The following is a 21339-nucleotide window of genomic DNA, read 5'->3' as shown; positions in this document are numbered from 1 at the left end:
GCTTATTTGTATGGAGTCATTTGAAAAAAAGGCTCTTTGCGATAAAATAAGGGTAGACTTTTTCGAAACGAGGCTGTATAAGCAAATGAACCTATCGCCACAGGATTACATGGATGACGAAGCTGCCGATACCTTTTATTTACTCATAACCACTTCCCGTATTCTGAAATTCGAATTTGATAAACGCCTGGCTTCTTTAGACCTGCCAATTCCGCTCTCTGGAGCCCGGCTGCGCCTGTTGATGGAAGTCTGGAAAGCGGAGCATATGCGTATGAATGAACTTGCGGCTGTCATGGACTTAAAGCCCCGTACAATCACGGATTTCGTGAACGCTTTAGAGGAAGATGGACTTATACAACGTACCGGCGACCCGACAGACCGGCGCGCAACCATCCTGTCACTGACAGATAAAGCGAAGCCCCATATCAGGACGATTCGCTCGATTAGCGCGGAAATCTCCGAGAAGCTCATGGAGAAGCTTACAGTGGAACAGCGTCAGCAATTGAGGGAAATGCTACACAGCTTGGTTGGATAATGGTGCTTCCAAAATCAAAATCCCTGCACAATTATTAATGTGCAGGGATTCTATTGACTTCAGGCTCACATATTACGAAATTAGCTGTACTATCATCATTTTCTTTTCTTCTTAATGAAAGTAAACAAGTATAAAAATAAGATAAATACAGATGCACCCAATCCGAAAAGTAATATTAGCTGTAATGAAGCCTGTATATCATTTGCAGAATTGATCAAAAGGATTAATGAACCCATTAGGCCGCCGATACCAAAATACAGAAGTAGATGTAATATAATACTGCGACTCCTGATTATTCTATCTATATACAAGGAGACTGGAGTTACTAAGAATAAATAAATGCATAAAAGTATCAAAAATCCATTTAAAAATTCATTCGTAAATGAATAGTACAGAACATTATCGTCAGTATTGTTGTTTTGGCTTACCATTGTGATAACAAGTGACAGAAGTAAAGCGGAAAATAATGAAGAAAGGAGTCTAGTCATGGCCAGTAATTCCTCCTTTTTTTGTTCTTTTACATGAACAGCAGCCAATCAGCCCGGGTGGATACGGTTTACTGTATTCCTGCACCGAAGGAATGACAGCAATAAGATACTTTGCTGCCGAGCGGATAATATCCTTCACCTGCTCCTTCGTTAAATACTGCTCTGACATCATCTCAGGATATTTTTCACTCATCAGCCGGAAACCTTCATTCTCGGAAAAATGCAGCTGCAGCGTGTTCATCCTGAGCCTGGACATCTCCTCGATCCGCTCCTTGATCCATTCAGCAGAATAGTATTTCCGTCCGGTGTCGATATGCAGCGCCCGCTCGGGCATCACGGGATAGTCTAAGTACAGCTGAAGTCAGCTTTTGGAGCTTGTATGCTCGTGGATATAATACCATTGTTCACTCTCCTCATTCCATGATAATATCTGGTGCTTGGCTCAAGTGTTTTTTGAAATCGCATTCATGAAAAGATCCGCTATACCTCCCCTTTCTGTTTTATCCAAAATCACTATATAGCAGGATTTGCCGGTCCAAGTAGAAGCGATATTAAAGATACACTAGTCAAATTGAAGAAAAAATGATAGAGTAGCATTCCGCTTCACATAAGCAAAACTTGATCCCACAAAAAAAACCGCGCTCAGCGCGGGTTCTAATGTAACATGTTCTTGTCCGATGACAAAATAAAATAAAGTGGATAGTAGTAATTTAGTGGCCCATGCCATGGCTATTGGTTGTTACTGTGCCGCTGTAAACAACACTGGATACCCCATCTGCACTTGCCGCAGTCAGAAGGCGAATGAACTATTCGTTTTTTTCATTATGTAGTGACACTGACTCCAATTCTTGTAGCGTAGGATAATCCGTATACCCTTTGCTTCCTATTCCGAAAAATGTTGAAGGATCTGCTTCATTTAATGGCGCTCCTGATTTTAGCCGCTCTACTAAATCCGGATTAGCTAATGACCATGCACCGACTGGTACCATATCAGCCAGGTCATTATCAAGATCAATACTTAGATTTTCCAGAGCACGCCCCGCCCGATTGACTAATAGTGGATTTGTCCAAATGGAACGAATATCATAGAGCAGTTTTTCATTTCCAAGATGCATTACATGGAGATATGCTAATTCCAGCTTAGCTAGCTCTTTTACCAGGTAGAGATACAGTTGTGAACCTTGCTCCCCATCTTGAATTCCCCCAAGAGATGTCCCTGGTGAAATACGGAAACCGGTCCTGTCTGCTCCAATCTCTTGTACGACGGCTTTTGTGACTTCAATCGCGAAACGAGCACGATTTTCAATAGATCCTCCATATTCATCCGTCCGTGTGTTCGAATTTTCTCCGAGAAATTGATTAATGAGATATCCATTGGCTCCATGAATTTCAACGCCATCCGCACCAGCTTCAATTGCTGCTGCTGCTGCTTTACGAAAATCGGAAATAGTCGTTTGAATGTCCTCTTTACTTAACTCACGCGGAACGGGAATGTCCTGCATTCCTGTAGCTGTAAACATCTGAACACCGGGAGCAATGGCTGATGGTGCAACGGGTTGGCGATGATGGGGTGTATTGTCAGGATGGGACATACGACCGGCATGCATTAATTGGATGTACATATATCCACCTGCTTCATGCACTGCATCCGTAACCTGTTTCCACCCTTTTATATGCTGTTCAGTATAGATCCCCGGTGACCATAGGTATCCTTGACCATCATCAGAAGGCTGTGCGCCTTCCGTAATAAGGAGTCCCATTGATGCTCTTTGAGCATAATAAAGGGGACTTAAATCTCCCGGAGTACCATCTTCTTCTGCTCTGCTGCGTGTCATTGGTGCCATCGCTAATCGATGTGGCAGTTCCAAGTTTCCAACTTTTGTTTTACTCCATAATTTTGTCATTTTATACACTCCTCTTAATAATTAAGTTAACAACGGAACAGTGATTAAGAAAGATGCGGGTATAAGGCAGGAACGCCGCCGGCAAGTGCTGCCTGTAACATACGGCTGTTATCATCAGCAATAATTTCAAAGCTGCCAGATTCTATGCCAGCAACAGCTTTTTTTGCAATCTCTGCAGGGTTGGATTTTGGAGTATCTAAACCGGTGGTCATGTCTGTCTCCATAAAGCCCACATGCAATCCTGATACTCGTACATTACGAGAATACAAATTCAAACGTAAATCATTCGTCAATGCCCATTCTGCAGCCTTTGCAGCTGTATATGCACCCACAGTTCCTGAACTAAACCAGGATAATGCGGAAAGAACATTTAGAATGGAGCCTCCCCCGTTTTTTTCAATAATCGGTGCAAAGGAACGAATCATGGATAGCGTACCGAAGAAATGTGTATCGAATTCCAGCTGTATTTGTTGCACATCATCTTCCAGCAAAGAAGCTCCTGTAGATGATCCTGCATTGTTAATCAAAAGCGTTACATCCTTTGCGACTAGAGCTGCTTCGGCAACCTCTTGAGGGTTGGTGATATCAAGCTTTACCGGTGTAACACCAGGAATATCAATGGTTTCCGGATTTCTTGCACCCGCGTAAACTTTAGCTCCCCTAGATAAAAGTTCAAGAGTAAGCTGGCGGCCAAAACCCCGATTTGCTCCAGTGACAAAAGCGACTTGTTCAGAAATATTCATTGTATTAGCTCCTTATATTCATTGTTTGAGTACATTTTTTTTAAAAAAAGTTCCAGGGTTAGAAAGCTCTAACCATACGGGAATAATCGTTCTAATAACTGCAAATTAAATGACCATACCCTTTGTGAGTACAAGCTTAGTGCAAGAGATGGAAGGACTAAGCTTTTGAGAACGATCATACTAGAAAGTGCATAGGGAATTAAATGAATAATTATTTAGATAAAAGTTTACTCGATACATCGGCTATACGTTGTAGCTTTTCTTTACGCATAGAGGTTTTTGTCATCACCCGTAACGCTACATAGACAGCATGCAGATGTTCCGCTTGATCACTGGCTTTATAGTCCGGATTAAACTCTCCATTCTGCTGTCCCCACAGAATAATATCTTTGAACAGCTGCTCTGATAATACAAATAATTCTGTGGTCTTTAAATCCACATCGGCATCGCGCATTGCCAGTTCCACCGCTGAATTCACCATTAAACATCCGGAAGGAGAATCTTCATCACCAAAGATCACGAAACTAAAAATATGCTGAAGTGCCTCAGTTGCAGTCTTAGAGCGTTTAACTTTTCCTACAAGTGTAGCACATACTTTTTCGTGGAATTGGTCCATTGCTTTTAAAAATAACGTATGCTTGTCGCCAAATGTGTCATATAAACTTCTTCGATGAATTCCCATATGCTCAACCAGTTCCGTCATAGATGTCTTCTCATAACCTTGTTCCCAAAAAAGCTTCATCGCCTTTTCTAATACCACGTTCTCTTCGAATTCTTTGCTCCTTGCCATTCTTTTCCCTCCCTGTTGTTCAATATAACATATTGAGAACGATTGGTAAAGAATGATTTATTTTAACTTAAGAAGCAATTGACCCCAAGTATGCGTTATGAAATCCGGAGCAACCTTCATGGAGAAGCGCATGATTTTAGTAAATCCTGCATTTACACGTATTTTGTTTTTTAATCCTTTTTAACGCTAATAATAACAAGATTCGTTAAAGGTAAAGAAATCATCTGATTAGCCTATCTCCAATATGACTTTCCCTCGCCCACGTCCCGATACTCTCCTTAAAATTGGATTATGACTTTTCCTTTCGGATGACCTGCAGCAACCAACTTTAAGGCTTCATTAATATCTCCAATATGGAATATTGTAGGGTCCACTGCTGGAACAATTCCGTTTTCTTCAATCATATTTGTAATGCTTTTTAATTGTTCTCCATCACTGCGAACAAAAATGAAATGATACTGAATGTTCTTCTTCTTGGCTTTGTGGTCATACTTGGCTCCAGCAATAGCGAAGAGCTTTTGCTTCCAACCTGACAAGCCCATATCCTCGGCGAAACGTTTGTTAGGACCGGTCCGCAAAGAAAGAAGACGGCCGCCTGCTTTAATAATGGAAAGCTCATGATTAAATTCGCTTGATCCCAAGGTATCAATTACATAATCAAGATCTCTAAGCTGTTCCCAATAGTTCTCGGTCGTGTAATCAATGTATTGGTCAGCTCCAGCCATCATTGTCCGCTCACGTGCTTGTGGACTACCACTGACGATAACCTTGAGCCCCATACTTTTGGCGATCGGAATAGCCATTTGGCCAAAAGAACCAGAGCCTCCGGGAATAAATACACTTTCGCCAGCTTTAGCAGCTAACTCTTCATGCAATCCTTGGTAAGCCGTTAATCCAGTCAAGGGTGCAGCCGCACCGGTAACAAAATCCAGATTAGCAGGTAAATGTGCGATGGCATCAGCCTCAATCGCCGCGTATTCTGCAAATGCACCAATTTTTTGTATAGGCAGACGTGAATAAATGGCATCGCCTGCTTTGAATCCCTGAACATTTTTGCCAACCTTTTCAATAATGCCTGTGAGCTCATTACCGAGTGTCAGCGGGAACCCATAATCCTGGATTAACTTCACGCTTCCAGTAGCGATAAGCAGTTCCAGATGATTAACTGCCGCAGCCTTCACTTTAACCAAGACTTCGTCATCCCGTATTCCCGGAACTGGGATATCATTCACTTCAACTTTGAACTGTTTTGAATATTTAGTAATCTGAGCAGCTTTCATAATTTATAACCTCCCTCTACAAAAATGGTTAGTAACATTTAAGTTGAATTGTAACTGACTCGATAAGCATAATACCTGAAGTTACAAAAGTCAACAATTGTTACCTGATGTTATATTATGCTATACTACAGACAGGTATAGACACGGCGATTAATGAATTCATTAAAGAAAGAAGGGTTGGCACCTGCCAAAACAAATGGCTAGAATCACACAAGAACTTATTATTGAAACAGCAGAAGCATTAATTGAACGAACGGAAAAACCGGAAGTGACACTCTCTCAAATTGCCGATGAATTAAGTATCACTCATGCAGCGCTCTATAAACATTTTAAAAATAAACAAGAGCTCTGGGCGGCTGTGTCTAAAAGCTGGTTCAACCGGATGATTTCAGAACAAATCCAAATAGACACAATTAATTTGGCTATGCCAAGGGATGTGCTCCACGAGTGGCTCTGGTCCTTTGTTAACGCTAAAAAACGCGCATACAACGAAAATCCCAAAATGTTTGCTCTTAATACACAATATGTGGACAGCAATCCATTGGTATTGCGTGACGTTCTCTGGGACTCCTACCAAATTATCGATGGTATCATGGAATATCGAGATCCCCTCTTCGAGCGGGCGGAGGCGATTCTATCCGTATTTGCGGTATTTAGTCTGCCTTCCTTCAAGGAATCCTGGAATTCACCAGACTACCAAGCAAGGTTTGAGCGCATCTGGAATTTAATTAAGGATGGGCTTTAATTCAAAATTTTTCCTCGAACGAGACTTAAAAAACAAAAAAAGGACTTCTATTACAGTCCTTTTCTTAGTACAAACCATGTGTTTATTGGCATATAATGATCCATATCAGGAGAGATCCGCCATCTACCGGGTCGAAGCCGAGCTCATTTACTACGTTCATGACTGATTGTTTATGCGAATGGTTATAAACTGCAATTGCTATGGATAGGCGCTGTTACCGAATTTTTTTCCTTCCAGCTGCTCAATCCTGCGGGCATCTGTAAGTTTGACATCATGCCACATTCAAATAGCCTTTACTTCCTGGCATATCCTTTTGTGTATCTGAGTCAGTAATCATTAGTCTTACGAATCTCACGGCGCATAAAATGTACTTTCGGGGCGATGGAAATATTTTATTATCTGGTATCTGGAAGGTGACAGACGCTCGTTTACTGAGATAAAAAATTTAAATTGGAGGCTTATCGCAAGGCTCGCTCACAAAGCAGTTCAAGGAGCTGGAGGAGGATGGTATTATTAAGCGTGATGTGTATCCAGAAGTGCCCCCGCGGGTTAAATACTCACTTACGGAGAAGGGAATCAAGCTGCATTTATAAGTCTGAGCTAACAGGGCAACGGGAGTTGAACAATAGCGGTATTCATGACTTATGTATTAAGTCCAATGAATACCGCTATTTCATTTTTGAATTTAAGTCAGAAAATACAGCTGCGACATCGGAACGGTGTCTACCGGCTTACATTGGAGTGTCTCGCCGTTAACGGACACGGAGTAGCTGCGCGGGTCAACCCAAATCTCCGGGGTTTCGCCGTTGTGGATCAGTGATTTTTTGTTAACCTTCCGGCATCCCAGAACGGGCTTCAGCATTTTCGTCAGATGCAGCTTATCCAGCGTTCCGAAGTCTAGTGAGGCTTGTGATACAAAGGTCGCGCTTGTCGCAGCTCTCGCCTGGCCGTAGCTTCCGAACATCGGTCTGTACATATAGGGCTGCGGAGTCGATATCGAGGCATTGGGGTCTCCCATTAATGAATGGGCGATCATTCCGCCTTTCAAGACCAATTCGGGCTTCGTTCCGAAGAATGACGGCTTCCAGAGAACAAGATCCGCCATTTTCCCGACCTCAATGGATCCGACATAGGCTGAGATGCCATGCGTAATTGCCGGATTGATGGTGTATTTGGCAATATACCTTTTGACGCGGCTGTTGTCGGCCCGCCCGTCTCCTGTAAGCACGCCGCGCTGCTGCTTCATTTTATTTGCGGTCTGCCAGGTTCTAATTGCCACCTCGCCGACTCTTCCCATGGCCTGTGAATCCGAGCTGGTCATGCTGATCGCGCCGATATCATGCAGAATATCCTCGGCACCGATGGTCGTCTCCCGGATACGCGAGGCGGCAAAAGCCACATCCTCCTCAATCCGCGGATCGAGATGATGACACATCATCAGCATATCCATATGCTCGGCTACCGTATTGCGGGTGAAAGGCATGGTCGGGCTTGTGGAGGAAGGGAGCACATTCTCCATGGAAGCCACCCGGAGCAGATCCGGCGCATGGCCCCCTCCCGCCCCTTCGGTGTGGTACGTATGAATCGCCCGGCCGTTAAAGGCCCGCAGGCTATCCTCCACGAATCCGGCCTCATTTAAAGTATCGGTATGAATATTGACCTGAATATCGAAGGCTTCGGCAACTTCCAGGCATTTATCGATCACATATGGAGTGCTGCCCCAATCCTCATGGATTTTCAGCCCGCCTACGCCTGCCTTCACCTGTTCAATTAACGCTTCCGGGCGGGAGCTGTTCCCCCGGCCCAGGAACACAAAATTCATCGGCAGGGAATCCGTCGCTTGAAGCATCCGCTCAATATGCCATACGCCGGAGGTACAATTGGTGGCGAGCGTGCCGGTAGCCGGTCCTGAGCCTCCTCCAACCATGGTGGTGATACCGCTTTGTAGGGAAACATCAATTTGCTGGGGGCAAATCAAATGTACATGACTGTCTACGCCTCCGGCTGTAACGATCAGGTTCTCACCAGAAATGACCTCGGTACCTACGCCTATATACATATTTGGAGTAACCCCGTCCATGATATAAGGATTTCCCGCTTTTCCGATGCCGGCGATAAGTCCATCCTTAATCCCTATGTCTGCTTTAACAATTCCCCAATAGTCCACAATGACGGCATTCGTAATTACGGTATCCAGTACGCCTTCGTCCCGCGTTGCAAGCGGATGCTGCCCCATTCCATCCCGTACCGTTTTCCCGCCGCCGAATACACATTCGTCGCCGTAGACGGTATAATCCTGTTCGATTTCAATTTTCAGCGAAGTATCGGCCAGACGGATGCGGTCTCCGGTTGTCGGCCCATACATACTGGCGTACGTGGCACGGTCTATGCTTTTCATGGCGTAATCCCTCCGTTTACTTTTCCGGCAAAGCCATAGATTTGTTTAAGTCCTCCGATTTCCACCAAGCCGATTTCTTTTGTTTCTCCCGGCTCGAATCGTACAGACAGGCCTGAAGGAATGTCGAGTCTGTAGCCAAGCGTTCCCTCCCGCTCGAACGAAAGGGCCGGATTGCTCTCATAAAAATGGAAGTGGGACCCGACTTGAACCGGCCTGGTTCCGGTGTTGGTCACATTGCGCTGTATCCGCTGACGGTCCGGCAGCAGCTCGATTGGCGTCTCGGCGAACTCATATTCTCCAGGAGACAACGCGGATTCCCCGGCAATCGGCTGATGCACTGTCACAAGCTTGGTACCGTCGGTGAAGGTTGCCTCAATCTGCACCTCACCCATCAGATTGGCGACTCCCTCCATAACCTGTCCCGCCTGCAGCAGATGCCTCGCTTCCTCCATCAGGCTCTCCACGGTTTTCCCCTCACGCGCGCCTTCCATGACAAAGCCGCTGATATATGCAATAGCCTCCGGATAATTAAGCTTTACTCCGCGGGCCAGACGCTTCTGCGCCATATCGGCCGCCACATAGACCAGCAGCTTCTCCCGTTCCTGGACTGTTAAATTCATAGCTATCCTTCCTTTCGAATCAGTCTATTTGAGCTCAACATGAAACAGCCCGGCAATGCGCGGAAAGAGACGGAATGCATTCCCGTAGGCGATAGCCTTCGCATGTTCTTCTCCGGCCTGCAGGGCTTCGCTGAATACCGATTCATTCTGCATGCGCAGCACGCTGTCGGCCGGCCAGGGAATATCTGCACCGAACAGGATCCGGTCAGGAGCAATAAGCTTCTGAAGAGTGCCCAGATTCAGGGTTGTGTCATAGTACAGATTGTCCAGCTTGGCGATCTCCTCCTGAAACTGCTCCGGCGTCGCCTCCACTTGAATGGAATCCTGTCCGATTGCAGCAAGCGCAATTCTCCATTTAATATAGGGAACCATTCCTCCCGTATGCGGTAGAATGAATTGAATGGACGGGTATTTATCAAAAATCCGGTTAACGGCCATCGTCGTTACGGCTCGGGTTGTGTCAAAGGTTCCCTCAAGCAGTGCGGGGCTCAGCCCCGCGATCTTCTGCTTAATTAAGATGGGATGCAGGAAGACGACTGCATTCCTGCGGTCAAGCTCCTCCAGCAGCTCCGTGTAATCAGGATGGCTTAAATATTTCTCCTGATAGCTGGACAGGATGGCCACTCCGTCCAGCTTAAGCTCATCCAGGGCATAGATAACTTCATCGAGTGCCGCTTTGGCATCCGGCAGCGGCAGCGTGGCGAAGGCGCCGTATCGCTGCGGGTATCTCTGCACATAGGAGGCAAGCTCTTCGTTCATCTGCCGGGCCAGCAAATTAGCTGACGGCTGGTCAATAAAGGTCAAATCGGAAGGTGCGGAGAGAAAGGAGCAGGAAATGCCGGTCAGCTCCATTTTTTCAATACCGATTTCAGGGGTCCATTTCGGCATAAAGCTGGGAATCGTCATTCCTAGCTCCAGCTGCTTTTTTTGCATTGCACGCGAGATAATGTGATGATGCACATCAATAACAGGATAGTTCATCGTTAACCGCTCCTTTATTTGTTTTTAAGCCATTCATCCAGCTGCTTTTGCTTCTCGGCGATAATAGTATCGACTCCTGCGCTATTCAATTTATCGAGATATGAGGTCAGTTCCGCAGGATCGAAGGTTCCCGTCTGAAAGCCGGTATCATATTGGTTCTGCACATTGGTAACGGCAGTAATCTGTGCCTTGACGGGATTGATATCGAAGCTGAAGCCCATCGCCCTTGATTTTACTGCGCTTTCGTTCAGCGCCTTCATATGCTCCCATGTCTTTGGATCATTTCCTTCCCAGATAGAAGACAGGAAGTTGTTGCCGACGGCGTATTGGTTCGAATCATAGCCCGTGCTTGAGACCCCGTCCGGCTTACGGATCAAGCCGTTGTCTTGCTTCACGTAATGCTTGCCCTCCACACCGTTTGTAAACAGATTGATTACCTCTTCGTCAGAGTACAGCAGCTCAAGCACTTGAATTGCCTTATCGGGCTGCTTGCTGTTGCGTGCCAATGACATCATGTTGGAGGCGACGCTGTTTCTGGTCATATACGGGGACTCCAGCGGCGCGGCGACGAGCTCCTTGCCTGCGGCGGCGGATTCGGTATAAACCTCGTTAATGTTGCGGATATACGAAAAGGCGGTTCCGGCTTTAATCAGGTTCGAGCCTGTTTCCTGAGACGTTGCGATGTCTTTGCTGAAAAAGCCTTTTTCATACCATTCATGCATGAGGGTTGCCATGGCTGTGAACTCGGAGGTGCCCGCGATATCAAGAAGCTTGTAATCCGTACCTTCGAATTTCAGGACACCGGGCGATAATCCCAGCGGATCAAAATGCAGCATTCCAAGCCCCGGGGTCTCCTGTGAGGTGTAACTGACAATCGGAGTTATCCCTGGTTCATTGTCCTTAATGATCTGCAGAATACCGGACACATCGCTCCAGCTCTTTACGCTGTTAATATCGATCCCATGCTTATCGACCAATTCTTTGGTCATGACAAGACTTGGAGTTAGTGCCCATGCCTTCACGCTCGGAACACCGTAGGTCTCCCCGTTTAGCTTCCCGGCTTCCGCCGCTTCCGGCGGAATCGTCTCCAGAATCCTTTTGCCGGAATTCTTGAGATAATCGTCCATTGGAAGCAGCTGCCCCCTGCTCACCTGGGATTCATAGCCAAACCAGACGCTGGTATAGACCAGGTCCAGCTTCTCACTGCCGGCCAGCATCAAATTCATCTGGTTGGCATAGTTCGACCCGTTGACTGGAAGCAGCTTGACCGTTGCCCCGGCCTTTTCAGCTGTAATTTTGCTGATCTCCTCTTGTACCGTTTTGACATCTGTCACATCACCGAACGCCGGGTAGGTGATTACCACCTCATACAGATCCGGACTTGATGCGCTGGCGGATCCTAATTCCGGCGCTGCTTCTTTACCGCAGGCAGTCAGCATAAGAACAAATGCCGCCAACACGGACACGTACTGCGAGATGCTTTTAACTGTTTTCAACATTCCGATCCCTCCACATGCAATGTAATTATCCTTTTACGGCACCGACGGTAAGTCCCTTTACAAAGAACTTTTGAAAGAATGGATAGGCTGCTATAAGCGGCAATACGCCGATAACGGCAATGGCCATTCTCACACTGCCAAGCGGGACGGAGGCTACGGCGGACTGACCGGACAGATCATTCTGCTGTAAATATTGAATATCGGATAGCATTCGGTTCAACAGATTCTGAATGCTGTACAAGCCTCCGTCGTTGATGAAGATGAGTCCATTGAACCAGTCATTCCAGTAAGAAATCATGAGCATCAAACCGATGGTAGCCAGACTCGGAAGAGCAAGCGGCAGAACGATTCTGCAATAGATCGTCCATTCATTGGCACCGTCGACATACGCCGACTCAACAACCTCACCGGGAATTGATGTGGAGAAGAAGCTTCTCATCAACAAGATAAAGAATCCGTTGGTAAGCAAATTGGGGATGACAAGCGCCCACACGGTGTCTTTCATATGGAACAGGTCGGTGTACACCAGGTAGAACGGAACCAGTCCGCCGTTGAACAGCAGGGTGAAGAATACGAAGAAGGAGAGGAAAGAACGAAACGGCAATACGCTTCTGGACAGAGGGTACGCCACCAGTGTAGTAATGAAGACACCCGCCAGCGTTCCGGCAGCCGTTACGAAAATGGAAATGCCATATGACCGCAGAATCATTGAAGATTTATTGAATAAGTAAGCGTAGGCATCCAGGCTCAGCTGATCCGGAATGAGGCTGTACCCGTTCTGTATAATCGATTGTTCCTCTGTGAAAGAGGCGGAAACCAGCAGCATAAACGGAAACAGTGCAAGTATACTCATTGCTATAAATACCGCGTGAATGGCCAGTTGATAAATTCTGTTAGATTGCATACCTGGTCTCGCTCCTTTACTAAAACAAAGCCAAGTCTCGGTTGTGGCGGCGGACGACAGCGTTGGTCGTCAGGACCAGAACAAACCCGACAATCGATTGATATAATCCGGCTGCAGAGGACATCCCGAAATCACCGAACGTCATCAGTCCCCGGTAGACATAGGTATCAATGACATCCGTGTGGGATTGCAATGCCCCCGAATTCAGCGGCACCTGATAGAACAATCCGAAATCGGAATTGAATATCCTGCCTACAGCCAGCAGGACCATGATGATAATCGTAGGCTTGATCAGCGGGACCGTGATGCTCCAGATTTGTCTCCATTTGGAGGCTCCGTCCAGCCTTGCAGATTCGTAATATTCCTGGTTTATTCCTACAATGGAAGCCAGATACACGATACAGGTATAGCCAACGGTCTTCCATAAATAGACAAGGGTCAGAATATACGGCCATTTCCCGGCATCTGCGTACCATGAGACAGGATCAATCCCGAGTAATGGAAGGATATAATGATTCAGGTAACCGTTCTGCTCATTGAGTAAGGCCAGTACCAAGTAGGCAACAATGACCATCGAGATCAAATAAGGCAGCAGGATCATGCTCTGATACAGCCGTGAGAAGAAACGGACCTTTACTTCATTGAGCAGAATGGCAACAGCCACCGCCAGAAGGGTTCCGAGTGCGATAAAAGCGCCATTGTACAAAAGGGTGTTGCGGGTAATCAGCCAGGCATCCTTCGTCTGGAACAGGTATGCGAAATTATCCAACCCGACCCAATCGCTGCCCCAAATCCCCTTTGCGAAATTGACATCCTTAAATGCAATTACAATTCCAAGCATAGGAAGATAATTATTCACAAACAGATAGATGATTCCCGGTAAAATCATAATCAGCAGCAGCCCATGTCTTCTAATGTTTTTTATTCTCTCCATAAGGTGCCCCCCTTTCCGTTTTTTTGGTTCCAATCAGTTTCGTGAGTGTTCATCAAACCTCCTATTCCTTGTTAATGTGATGTTTTATTACATGTTTTCTTTTCTTATATGAATAATACGATGCCGGCAGGTTAAAGTCATTAGTCGACCTGACTAAAAATTGTGGTGAGTGTTGGATGAATCCACCAGTCCGAAGCCGAAATCAGTTAATTCTGTAATGATACATAACATAACTCTGCTGGCAACATTGCTTATATACTTTCTAATAACGCAAAAAAAGCAGCATATCGGTAAGATATACTGCCTTTGTTCAATTATCGATTTGTGGCTGCCGCTTGGGGAGCGTCAAGGGTGGTATATCCCCCAACAAGAACTCCGCCTGAAAATACAGCCGCACGCGCAGGAGCTGAAGCAATGGCATGCATCGCATTGGCTGCATTCACTAAGGAGAAGCTTCCCCGGTCACCTACCTGGGGAAATACCGCTGACCTGGAGATCAGCGGATACGTATCCATCAGCGGCTTGTCTTCAATCCAGCCGGACACTTCCGCCAGTCTCGAGCCGCGGGCCAGTAAATCGCCATTACCGAACGGGCTCCAAGCATCCAGGATATTATCGGACCCCACATGTACAGTGACGCCTATGTCGAGTAACTGGCTGACAGGCGGCATTGGCCGGTCAATCGGCACACTTGTAATGACTGCGACACCGCTGGCGAACAGCTTCTGGCCGATCGTCCTTGTCTCAGCCGCACTTACTTGTCCCAGACAATAAGCATGGCTGACCGCCGCACGTCCAGCCTTCCCCGTCTGCTCCGTTAAGTCGGCGAAACGGCTCATCGTGTATATGCCGAGATGGCCGGGATCATGCAAATGCAGATCAATGCCTGCATTGAATTCGGTGCTCAGCTCAAACATCGCGTCCAGACTGGCATCTACCTGCCGGTCCAATCCGGCCGGGTCGACTCCGCCGACATAATCGGCTCCAGCCTTAAGCGCCTGCCGCATAACCGGCAGGGAGCCCGAACGCAGAAGTCCCTGCTGCGGAAAGGCCACGATCTCCATCTCTATACGTCCCCTGTACAATTCACGCACTTCCAGAATTTCTTCCAGATGTGACAGTCCTATACGCGGATCTACATCCACATGCGTGCGAATCATGGTCGTGCCCTGGGCCAGCAGTACCTCCAGCAGCCGCCTTGCCCGTTCACCCGCTCCCGTAGGAAGTGAAGAGAGCATCTTACGTTCGAATTCCAGCTGGCCGGGCAGCGTGACAAAGGGCTGCAGCGGCTTCCACGGCTCGCCGAGAAAATGCTTGTCCAGATGGATATGCATATCCGCCAGCGGAGGAAGATAGTGCAGCCCCGCCGCGTCGTAAACGGTAATCTCCGCACCCGGCTCCACAGCACTGCCGCCATCTGCATTGCTGTGTCCAATATGAATGATGCTTCCTGTCACCCGGTCTATGGTTAAATCAAATAAGCTTTCCAGCCATTTTACATGCTTCACTATCGTTATTTGCTTGTTCATGCTTTGCTTGTTCATGGTCTCATCCCTTCTACTGCATAGCTTTATAACAGCTGCTGTTTCATGCGGGTATGGGCGACTTGCTTCCCTCGCTTCCAGACGGTTCGGATTTCCGGACGGTTCAGCAATACCTCCCGGACCGAGGACTCCCGAAACAGCACCATATCCGCCGGAGAACCTACGTGTATCCCATAGCTGTCAAGACCAAGAGCCTTGGCCGAATCAACCGTCAGCATGTTCATTAGGCTGTGTGCATCTTGCCCTCCGCCCATGTAGGTGGCAATGGCCAGCAGCCAGGCCACCTCGAGCGGATCAGCCTTGCCAAACGGTGTGAACGGATTTCGCACATTATTGGTGCCGAGGGTCACATTTACGCCGCATTCCCGCAGCAGGCGGACTGGGGCTAGACCTCTTCGAGGTTTCTCTCCATCTCCCCGCCCGTTTAAATACAGATCGGTCAAAGGCAATGTAATGACATGGATCTGCGCATCATGCAGCAATTCCCCTATGGAGCATGCCTCAATAACGGGCATGGATCCGAGTGAGGTGACATGACCTGCCGATACGAGACCCTGCATTCCTGCGGCAATAGTCCGGCGGGCAATATCTACAATCGCACGGTCACTTGGATTGTCAGAGAAATCGGCGTGATAATCGAGCGGCTTTCCGTACTTTTCCGCCAGGGAAAAAGTAAAATCCAAGTGCCCGCCCAGGTCGTGGTCCTGATAGGTGATGCCCCCTACCACGTCTGCGCCAAGCCGCATCGCCTCTTCCATAAGCTCGGCAGTCCCTGGACATTTAAAGATGCCTTCCTGGGGGAATGCAACCACCTGCAGGTCCATTTGCCGGCTGACGGATTGCTTCAGTTCAAGCGCCGATTCAATGGCACTAAGGCCCAGAATAGGATCAACCTCGGCGTGACAGCGCATATGCGTTACTCCGTGTCTGCTGGCTTCGCGGATTACGGCAAGTGACCGCTCTGTAATATCCTTTGCAGTAAACGTATTTTTCATCTGGGCTGTCATTTGAATCGCATCCTGCAGGGATTCCGTCTCCCTGTCCATCCTTGCCAGCAGATAAGCCTTTTCCAAATGAATATGCGGCTCAACGAATCCGGGGAGCAATAATCCCCCTTTTCCGTTTACGATCTCAGCAGCCTCCCGCCCGCCTTCACTACTTGGAGCAATAAATGCGATTCTCCCTGATGAAATGCCAACATCCATCCGTCCGCTGCCATCCGGCAGAAGCACATCTTTCACAAGTAAATCGGTCATTTTAAACCTCTTTTCGTGTTAACATACATTACTCAACGAGAACATTATTCAGCATATCGTTTCCCGTCACGGAAGTCATTGGCTGAATCGAATAAAAAAAAGCGGCGTCCTTGGATGAATAGACCAAACGTGGTTTACTCTCCACAAACGCCGTGTTATATTACTTTTCATAATCATGAGCAAAACGGAAGGGACCGATCAATGTGCTGCTAAACGACTTGCTTAGTACCGGTATTTACGAGAATGCCAAAGTTATTGCCGGGATTGACGGTCTGATGCGGGAAGTTCAAACCGTCAATATTATGGATTCTCCGGATATCATCCGGTTTCTTCGGCCGAACGAGCTTCTTCTGACCAACGGCTATTTCATGAAGCAGCAGCCGGAGCTGTTGATTCAATTAATCAGAGATATGCAGCGTCTGAATTGCTGCGGAATGGCGATTAAGACCCGCCGCTTTGAACTGATTCTCCCTGACGAAATTGTGCGGCTGGCAGAAAGCAGCAGATTCCCTTTAATCGAAATTTCCGATGTCCCGCTGTCACTTGGCGAAATCCTGCAGCAATCGACCAGCTTAATTCTGAATAATAAGAATGATGAGCTGCAATATGCGCTTAGCATACACAAGAAATTTTCCGAGATGATTATGAAGGGTAAAGGGATCACTGATATTATTAATTCTTTGTCCAAGCTGCTCTTCTCCCCTGTCATTCTGGTGAACAGTAAACTGCAAGCCATAGCGGTTCCGGATAATCTAAAGGACAACACCGGGCTGATCGCCGCCGCCGAACGGGCATTGCAGGAGCTGAGCGAATCCGCTTCTCCTACTTCCATCTGCCTGGCGGATCCCCGGCTTCGTAAATACAGCCACCTGCTAATATATCCGGTACGGACCTACCGGCATGAAGGCTACCTGCTGTCATTCCACTCCTCTGAAAGGACAACGGCGCTCTATGAGCTGACACTTGAGCAGGCAACCAACGTCATTGGTATGGAAATCACCAAGTCCCAGGCGGTTAAAGAGCGTTCCAGAAGATATAAAACCGAATTTTTCTCCGATTTGATCGAGGGCTATATTAATGCTGAACAGGAGGCACTGAACCGCGGCAAAAAATATGGCCTGTACCCGGATAGCACAAGGTCCGTAGTGGCGCTGCGAAATGATGAGGCGCTTACGGCAGCCGTGGATGGGGAGCGTTCCAACTTCAGGAGCCCGGCCGTTTTGCGCGAGGACAATTTCTCGGAGCAAGAGGAGCAATATGACCGGATTAAGCGGTTCTTCAACCTTTTTGGACATCCTTTTGTCATGTTTACCAGACAGGATACCTTTTGCATTCTGCTCCATATTCCGGAGACGGGCTGGGACGAGGCGGGCCTTATCCGGCAATTGAATGAAATGACCGAATCCCTGTACAATCAATATGGTTTAAGCTTGTCCGCAGGCATCGGCAAACCAACCACCAATATGCTGGGAATCAAGCATTCCTATACCGAGGCTGTGAATGCGCTGAATTTCGGATATCGGATGAAGCGGAGGAGATTTGTGCAGTCATACCGGGCCAAAGATATCAGTTACTTGTTCCATATGCTTCCCCATGCTGAGCTGAGGCAATTTTACGAGGAGACCCTGAGCGGACTTATAGATGTGGCAGAGCAAGAGCGGACGGAGCTGCTCCGCACGTTAAGTGCTTTTTACGACACCCAATGCCAGCTCGTCGAAACGTCAAAGCAATTGTTCATCCATCGCAATACGGTGGTATACAGACTGGAAAAATGCGAAAAATTGCTCGGCGTGAAGCTGAAGGACCCGGTTGAAAGCCTCCGAATCCGGATTGCCATAGCGATTGAACCCCTGCTGAAGGGCTCGATTTAAACAATAAATAATCATAGTGGCAATGTATTAATCCGTTTGGCAGTCTCCCGTTCTTTACCCATACGTCCAAGACAGCCAGTCCCTGCTCTTTGGAAGTGAGATTTCCGGTTCGTAAATAATCCGCAAGAAAGGAATTAGCCAGGGATGCATTTTGTCCACACCAGCCGATCTCATAATGACGGACTTGAGTCCATTCTCCGTCGCTCCAATGCGTGCCAATCGTAAAACCTTTAAAAGCCCCGTCTTCCTTCCATAAGCCCTTCCGGGCATAATTAATGGAATGGTCCCAAATATCAGATAAGCTAACATTCGTTTTAATATTATGGGCATTTAATTGCCAGGCTACTTCTAACATTTTACTCCATGCAACCCTGGGCTGTTCATATTGTTTAATGACCAGATAGGCTGCTGTGGTAAAGGTCTCCCCAGGAGAAAGCAATAGTTTACTATAAAATGCTTCTGAATATTGATCTCTATCTGAGTAAACAACCGGAGATTCTTTTTCAGGCCAGATTAATTTGTGTAATACTTGGCCATTGAGGGGTGTCAAGGAGCAGGAGAAACCATTCATATCCGCCGGTGTATGCCCAAACAAAGCGACGGTCCCCCCCTTTCCTTCTGAATACGTAGCCCCTGCAACAGCTGTCCTGTGCCAGGCAAATACCCATGGTTCACCATCCTTTGTCAATCCCTTTGGTTCAAATCCTTTTCCCCAGTCATTTCTGTTATAGGTTACAGCAGGGATCATATAAAACTCAGGTTCATAGAAAGGTCACGGTATGGATCGGCAGTTATCGAAAAAAATGAATATCTCATTACACTTGTTATAAGAAGCGGATTCATTCACCTATCTCAACCACCGCTTTAATCACTTTGGATTCCGGCTTGAGCCAGCTCTCAAAATGATGAATCATATCCTCAAAGCTTGAACGGTGTGTTATATAACGGTCGACATCAACGTAGCCAGCCGAGATTGCCTTCAGCACAAAACCGAAGTCCTCCATGGTTGCGTTACGGCTGCCCATCAGGCTCAGCTCATGGCTGTGGAAGTTGGGGTCATTAAAGGTAATATCGCCTTTGACCAAGCCGACATAGACCAGTGATCCGCCATGCGCGACCAGATTGAATGCATTCGTCATGGATTTGGCATTACCGGTTGCATCAATGACAAATGCGGCTTTTGGCTCACCTGTAATGGCTGTCAGCTGCTCCTGCGGCGGCTGCAGTGCATTCACGGTGTGTTCTATTTGGGCCCAATTACGGCAAAAGTCCAGTCGCTCCTCATTGACATCCATAGCGATGACCCTGGCTCCTGCATACCTGGCAAGTGCCATAATACCAAGACCGATCGGGCCTGCTCCGATTACGAGTACAGTATCACCCGCAGCCAAGCCGGAGCGCCGGAGGGCATGTGCCCCGATCGCCAGCGGCTCCAGCATTGCAGCCTGGTCCAGCGTAAGCCCCTCTGTTTTAATTAAATGTCCGGAAGGGACCGCAACCAGCTCACGCATGCCTCCATCGATATGGACACCGAATACCTTCATATTTTTGCAGCAGTTTGTTTTTCCGCTGAGACATGCAGAACACTCGCCGCAGTGCATATAGGGCACAATGCTGACCTGATCCCCTGCCTTCAGCCCTGCCTCATTCTCACCTACAGCTTCGATAATACCGGCAAGCTCATGTCCAAGCACCCGCGGATAGCTGAAATACGGCTGATTGCCCAGATAGGCATGCAGGTCAGTTCCACAGATTCCGATCCGGCGAATGCGGACAATGGCTTTTCCCTCCTCTATAGCAGGTCCGGCCAAATCCTCATGCCATACCCATTTACCGACTTCCTCGCAGACAATCCCTTTCATTATACGGTGCCGCCCCCTTTAGCTGGTTCCAGACGTTCATTGTATTCGGGCCGGCCGCTAATCCATGTTTCATTGTGAACAGGCTTTAGGATATCCAGCACTTCCTTCAGCAGCACGGTGTCCATTGCCTCCTCCGTCCAGGCGGCATTGTTGATTATATTTGCCGGAGTGGCTGTGCTGACCAGTGTAGTCGGAATTTGTTCATGGCTGGTAGAGTACTGTACAGCGAGCTTGGCAATATCCACACCTCTGGCAGTACAGTGCCCGGCGGCTTGTTTACAGACTTCTTTTAATCTGCTTCCGGCAGGGTGCCAGGCTGCAGTCTCACGCGTGCTCAGCAGTCCCATCGACAGAGGCGAAGCATTGACCAGCCCGGTCCCTTTGGACTTAAGCAGCGGGAGCAGCTCAATAAGAGAAGTATCGTTAAGCGAATAATGACAGTAGGATAAAATGGCATCCACATTGATTTGCGGGAGCAGTGTGTCAAACAACTGTAAGGGCAGTCCGCTGATCCCGCTGAACCGGATTTTGCCCTGCTCCTTCAGCTTATCCATCGCGGGCACGGCTTCTTCCAGAATAATTGAGGCCGGCACGAATTCAATATCATGCATGAACAAAATATCCAGATAGTCTGTATTCAGCCGCTTGAGGCTTTCCTCCACACTGCTGAATATGCGTTTTGCGGAAAAATCAAACACCGCTTCCCCGTAACGCCCCGCTTTGGAGGATAGCAGGAATTTGTCACGCGGCAGCTCCTGAATAGCCTTGCCAAGTACCGTCTCCGCTTTGGTCAGACCGTAATAAGGTGAAACATCTATATAATTAATGCCTGCATCAATGGCGGCATGCACCGTCCTGATGCTCTGGCTGTCCTCCGACTCACGAAACACAGAGCCCAGCGATGAGGCGCCAAAGCTTAGCACAGATACATCTAGTCCGGTATTTCCCAGTTTACGATATTTCATTTGAGGTTCCCCCGTTCAAC

The 21339-nt window shown here is 47.6% G+C and carries 18 protein-coding genes and 1 pseudogene; 4 read left to right on the top strand and 15 right to left on the bottom strand.

Annotation, left to right across the window (positions count from 1 at the left end; all coding sequences use genetic code 11):
- Positions 1-109 precede the first annotated feature (109 nt).
- Entirely contained in the window at positions 110-535 is a 426-nt protein-coding gene (locus tag NST84_RS15375) for a MarR family transcriptional regulator (protein ID WP_342561065.1), read from the top strand.
- Positions 536-1015: 480 nt separating this feature from the next.
- Here the strand turns inward: NST84_RS15375 and NST84_RS15370 are convergent, their stop codons facing one another.
- The 5 genes from NST84_RS15370 to NST84_RS15350 form a co-directional block, all read right to left on the bottom strand.
- Positions 1016-1357 carry a family 20 glycosylhydrolase gene (locus NST84_RS15370; protein WP_342566446.1) on the bottom strand — a complete coding sequence of 114 codons (342 nt, stop codon included), beginning with the start codon at positions 1355-1357 and terminating at the stop codon, positions 1016-1018.
- A 472-nt stretch (positions 1358-1829) separates the two neighbouring features.
- Complete coding sequence (locus NST84_RS15365; RefSeq protein ID WP_342561064.1) at positions 1830-2927, bottom strand: alkene reductase; 1098 nt, start codon at positions 2925-2927, stop codon at positions 1830-1832.
- A 44-nt stretch (positions 2928-2971) separates the two neighbouring features.
- Entirely contained in the window at positions 2972-3670 is a 699-nt protein-coding gene (locus NST84_RS15360; RefSeq protein WP_342561063.1) for an SDR family oxidoreductase, read from the bottom strand.
- A gap of 211 nt (positions 3671-3881) precedes the next feature.
- Positions 3882-4460: a TetR/AcrR family transcriptional regulator gene (locus tag NST84_RS15355; protein WP_342561062.1), complete on the bottom strand. Its 579-nt coding sequence runs from the start codon at positions 4458-4460 to the stop codon at positions 3882-3884.
- A gap of 278 nt (positions 4461-4738) precedes the next feature.
- A complete protein-coding gene (locus NST84_RS15350; RefSeq protein WP_342561061.1) occupies positions 4739-5740 on the bottom strand; it encodes an NADP-dependent oxidoreductase in 1002 nt (333 codons plus the stop codon).
- A 196-nt stretch (positions 5741-5936) separates the two neighbouring features.
- Here NST84_RS15350 and NST84_RS15345 point away from each other — a divergent pair, with 196 nt between their 5' ends.
- A complete protein-coding gene (locus NST84_RS15345; protein WP_342561060.1) occupies positions 5937-6485 on the top strand; it encodes a TetR/AcrR family transcriptional regulator in 549 nt (182 codons plus the stop codon).
- Between the two features lie 364 nt (positions 6486-6849).
- A pseudogene (locus tag NST84_RS15340) lies at positions 6850-7078 on the top strand (helix-turn-helix domain-containing protein); the annotation flags it as partial.
- 92 nt (positions 7079-7170) lie between these two features.
- Here NST84_RS15340 and ureC read toward each other — a convergent pair.
- The 8 genes from ureC to NST84_RS15300 all read right to left on the bottom strand — a co-directional run bounded on the left by ureC (position 7171) and on the right by NST84_RS15300 (position 16621).
- Positions 7171-8883: an urease subunit alpha gene (ureC, locus tag NST84_RS15335; RefSeq protein WP_342561059.1), complete on the bottom strand. Its 1713-nt coding sequence runs from the start codon at positions 8881-8883 to the stop codon at positions 7171-7173.
- Positions 8880-9503: an urease subunit gamma gene (locus NST84_RS15330; RefSeq protein WP_342561058.1), complete on the bottom strand. Its 624-nt coding sequence runs from the start codon at positions 9501-9503 to the stop codon at positions 8880-8882. Before NST84_RS15330 ends, ureC begins: the two co-directional genes overlap by 4 nt.
- A gap of 24 nt (positions 9504-9527) precedes the next feature.
- On the bottom strand, positions 9528-10484 hold the full coding sequence (locus NST84_RS15325; RefSeq protein ID WP_342561057.1) for an amidohydrolase family protein: 957 nt from the start codon (positions 10482-10484) through the stop codon (positions 9528-9530).
- A gap of 14 nt (positions 10485-10498) precedes the next feature.
- A complete protein-coding gene (locus tag NST84_RS15320) occupies positions 10499-11983 on the bottom strand; it encodes an ABC transporter substrate-binding protein (protein WP_342561056.1) in 1485 nt (494 codons plus the stop codon).
- A 25-nt stretch (positions 11984-12008) separates the two neighbouring features.
- Positions 12009-12887: a carbohydrate ABC transporter permease gene (locus tag NST84_RS15315; protein WP_342561055.1), complete on the bottom strand. Its 879-nt coding sequence runs from the start codon at positions 12885-12887 to the stop codon at positions 12009-12011.
- Between the two features lie 19 nt (positions 12888-12906).
- A complete protein-coding gene (locus NST84_RS15310) occupies positions 12907-13821 on the bottom strand; it encodes an ABC transporter permease subunit (protein ID WP_342561054.1) in 915 nt (304 codons plus the stop codon).
- 314 nt (positions 13822-14135) lie between these two features.
- Positions 14136-15350 (bottom strand): amidohydrolase family protein, encoded by a 1215-nt coding sequence (locus NST84_RS15305; protein ID WP_342561053.1) that lies wholly within the window; start codon positions 15348-15350, stop codon positions 14136-14138.
- A gap of 41 nt (positions 15351-15391) precedes the next feature.
- A complete protein-coding gene (locus NST84_RS15300; protein ID WP_342561052.1) occupies positions 15392-16621 on the bottom strand; it encodes an amidohydrolase family protein in 1230 nt (409 codons plus the stop codon).
- A gap of 203 nt (positions 16622-16824) precedes the next feature.
- Here NST84_RS15300 and NST84_RS15295 point away from each other — a divergent pair, with 203 nt between their 5' ends.
- Complete coding sequence (locus NST84_RS15295; RefSeq protein WP_342561051.1) at positions 16825-18492, top strand: PucR family transcriptional regulator ligand-binding domain-containing protein; 1668 nt, start codon at positions 16825-16827, stop codon at positions 18490-18492.
- A gap of 839 nt (positions 18493-19331) precedes the next feature.
- On the opposite strand, the gene NST84_RS15290 is transcribed toward NST84_RS15295, so the two are convergent.
- Together NST84_RS15290 and NST84_RS15285 are read right to left on the bottom strand one after the other, a co-directional pair.
- Positions 19332-20354, bottom strand: coding sequence for a zinc-binding alcohol dehydrogenase family protein (locus NST84_RS15290; protein WP_342561050.1), 1023 nt, complete (start codon positions 20352-20354; stop codon positions 19332-19334).
- Positions 20354-21319, bottom strand: coding sequence for an aldo/keto reductase (locus NST84_RS15285; RefSeq protein WP_342561049.1), 966 nt, complete (start codon positions 21317-21319; stop codon positions 20354-20356). Before NST84_RS15285 ends, NST84_RS15290 begins: the two co-directional genes overlap by 1 nt.
- Positions 21320-21339: the final 20 nt, after the last annotated feature.

This window comes from Paenibacillus sp. FSL R7-0345, assembly GCF_038595055.1.
In the GTDB taxonomy this organism is placed as follows: domain Bacteria; phylum Bacillota; class Bacilli; order Paenibacillales; family Paenibacillaceae; genus Paenibacillus_AQ.
This window is presented reverse-complemented; position numbering and strand designations above follow the sequence as displayed.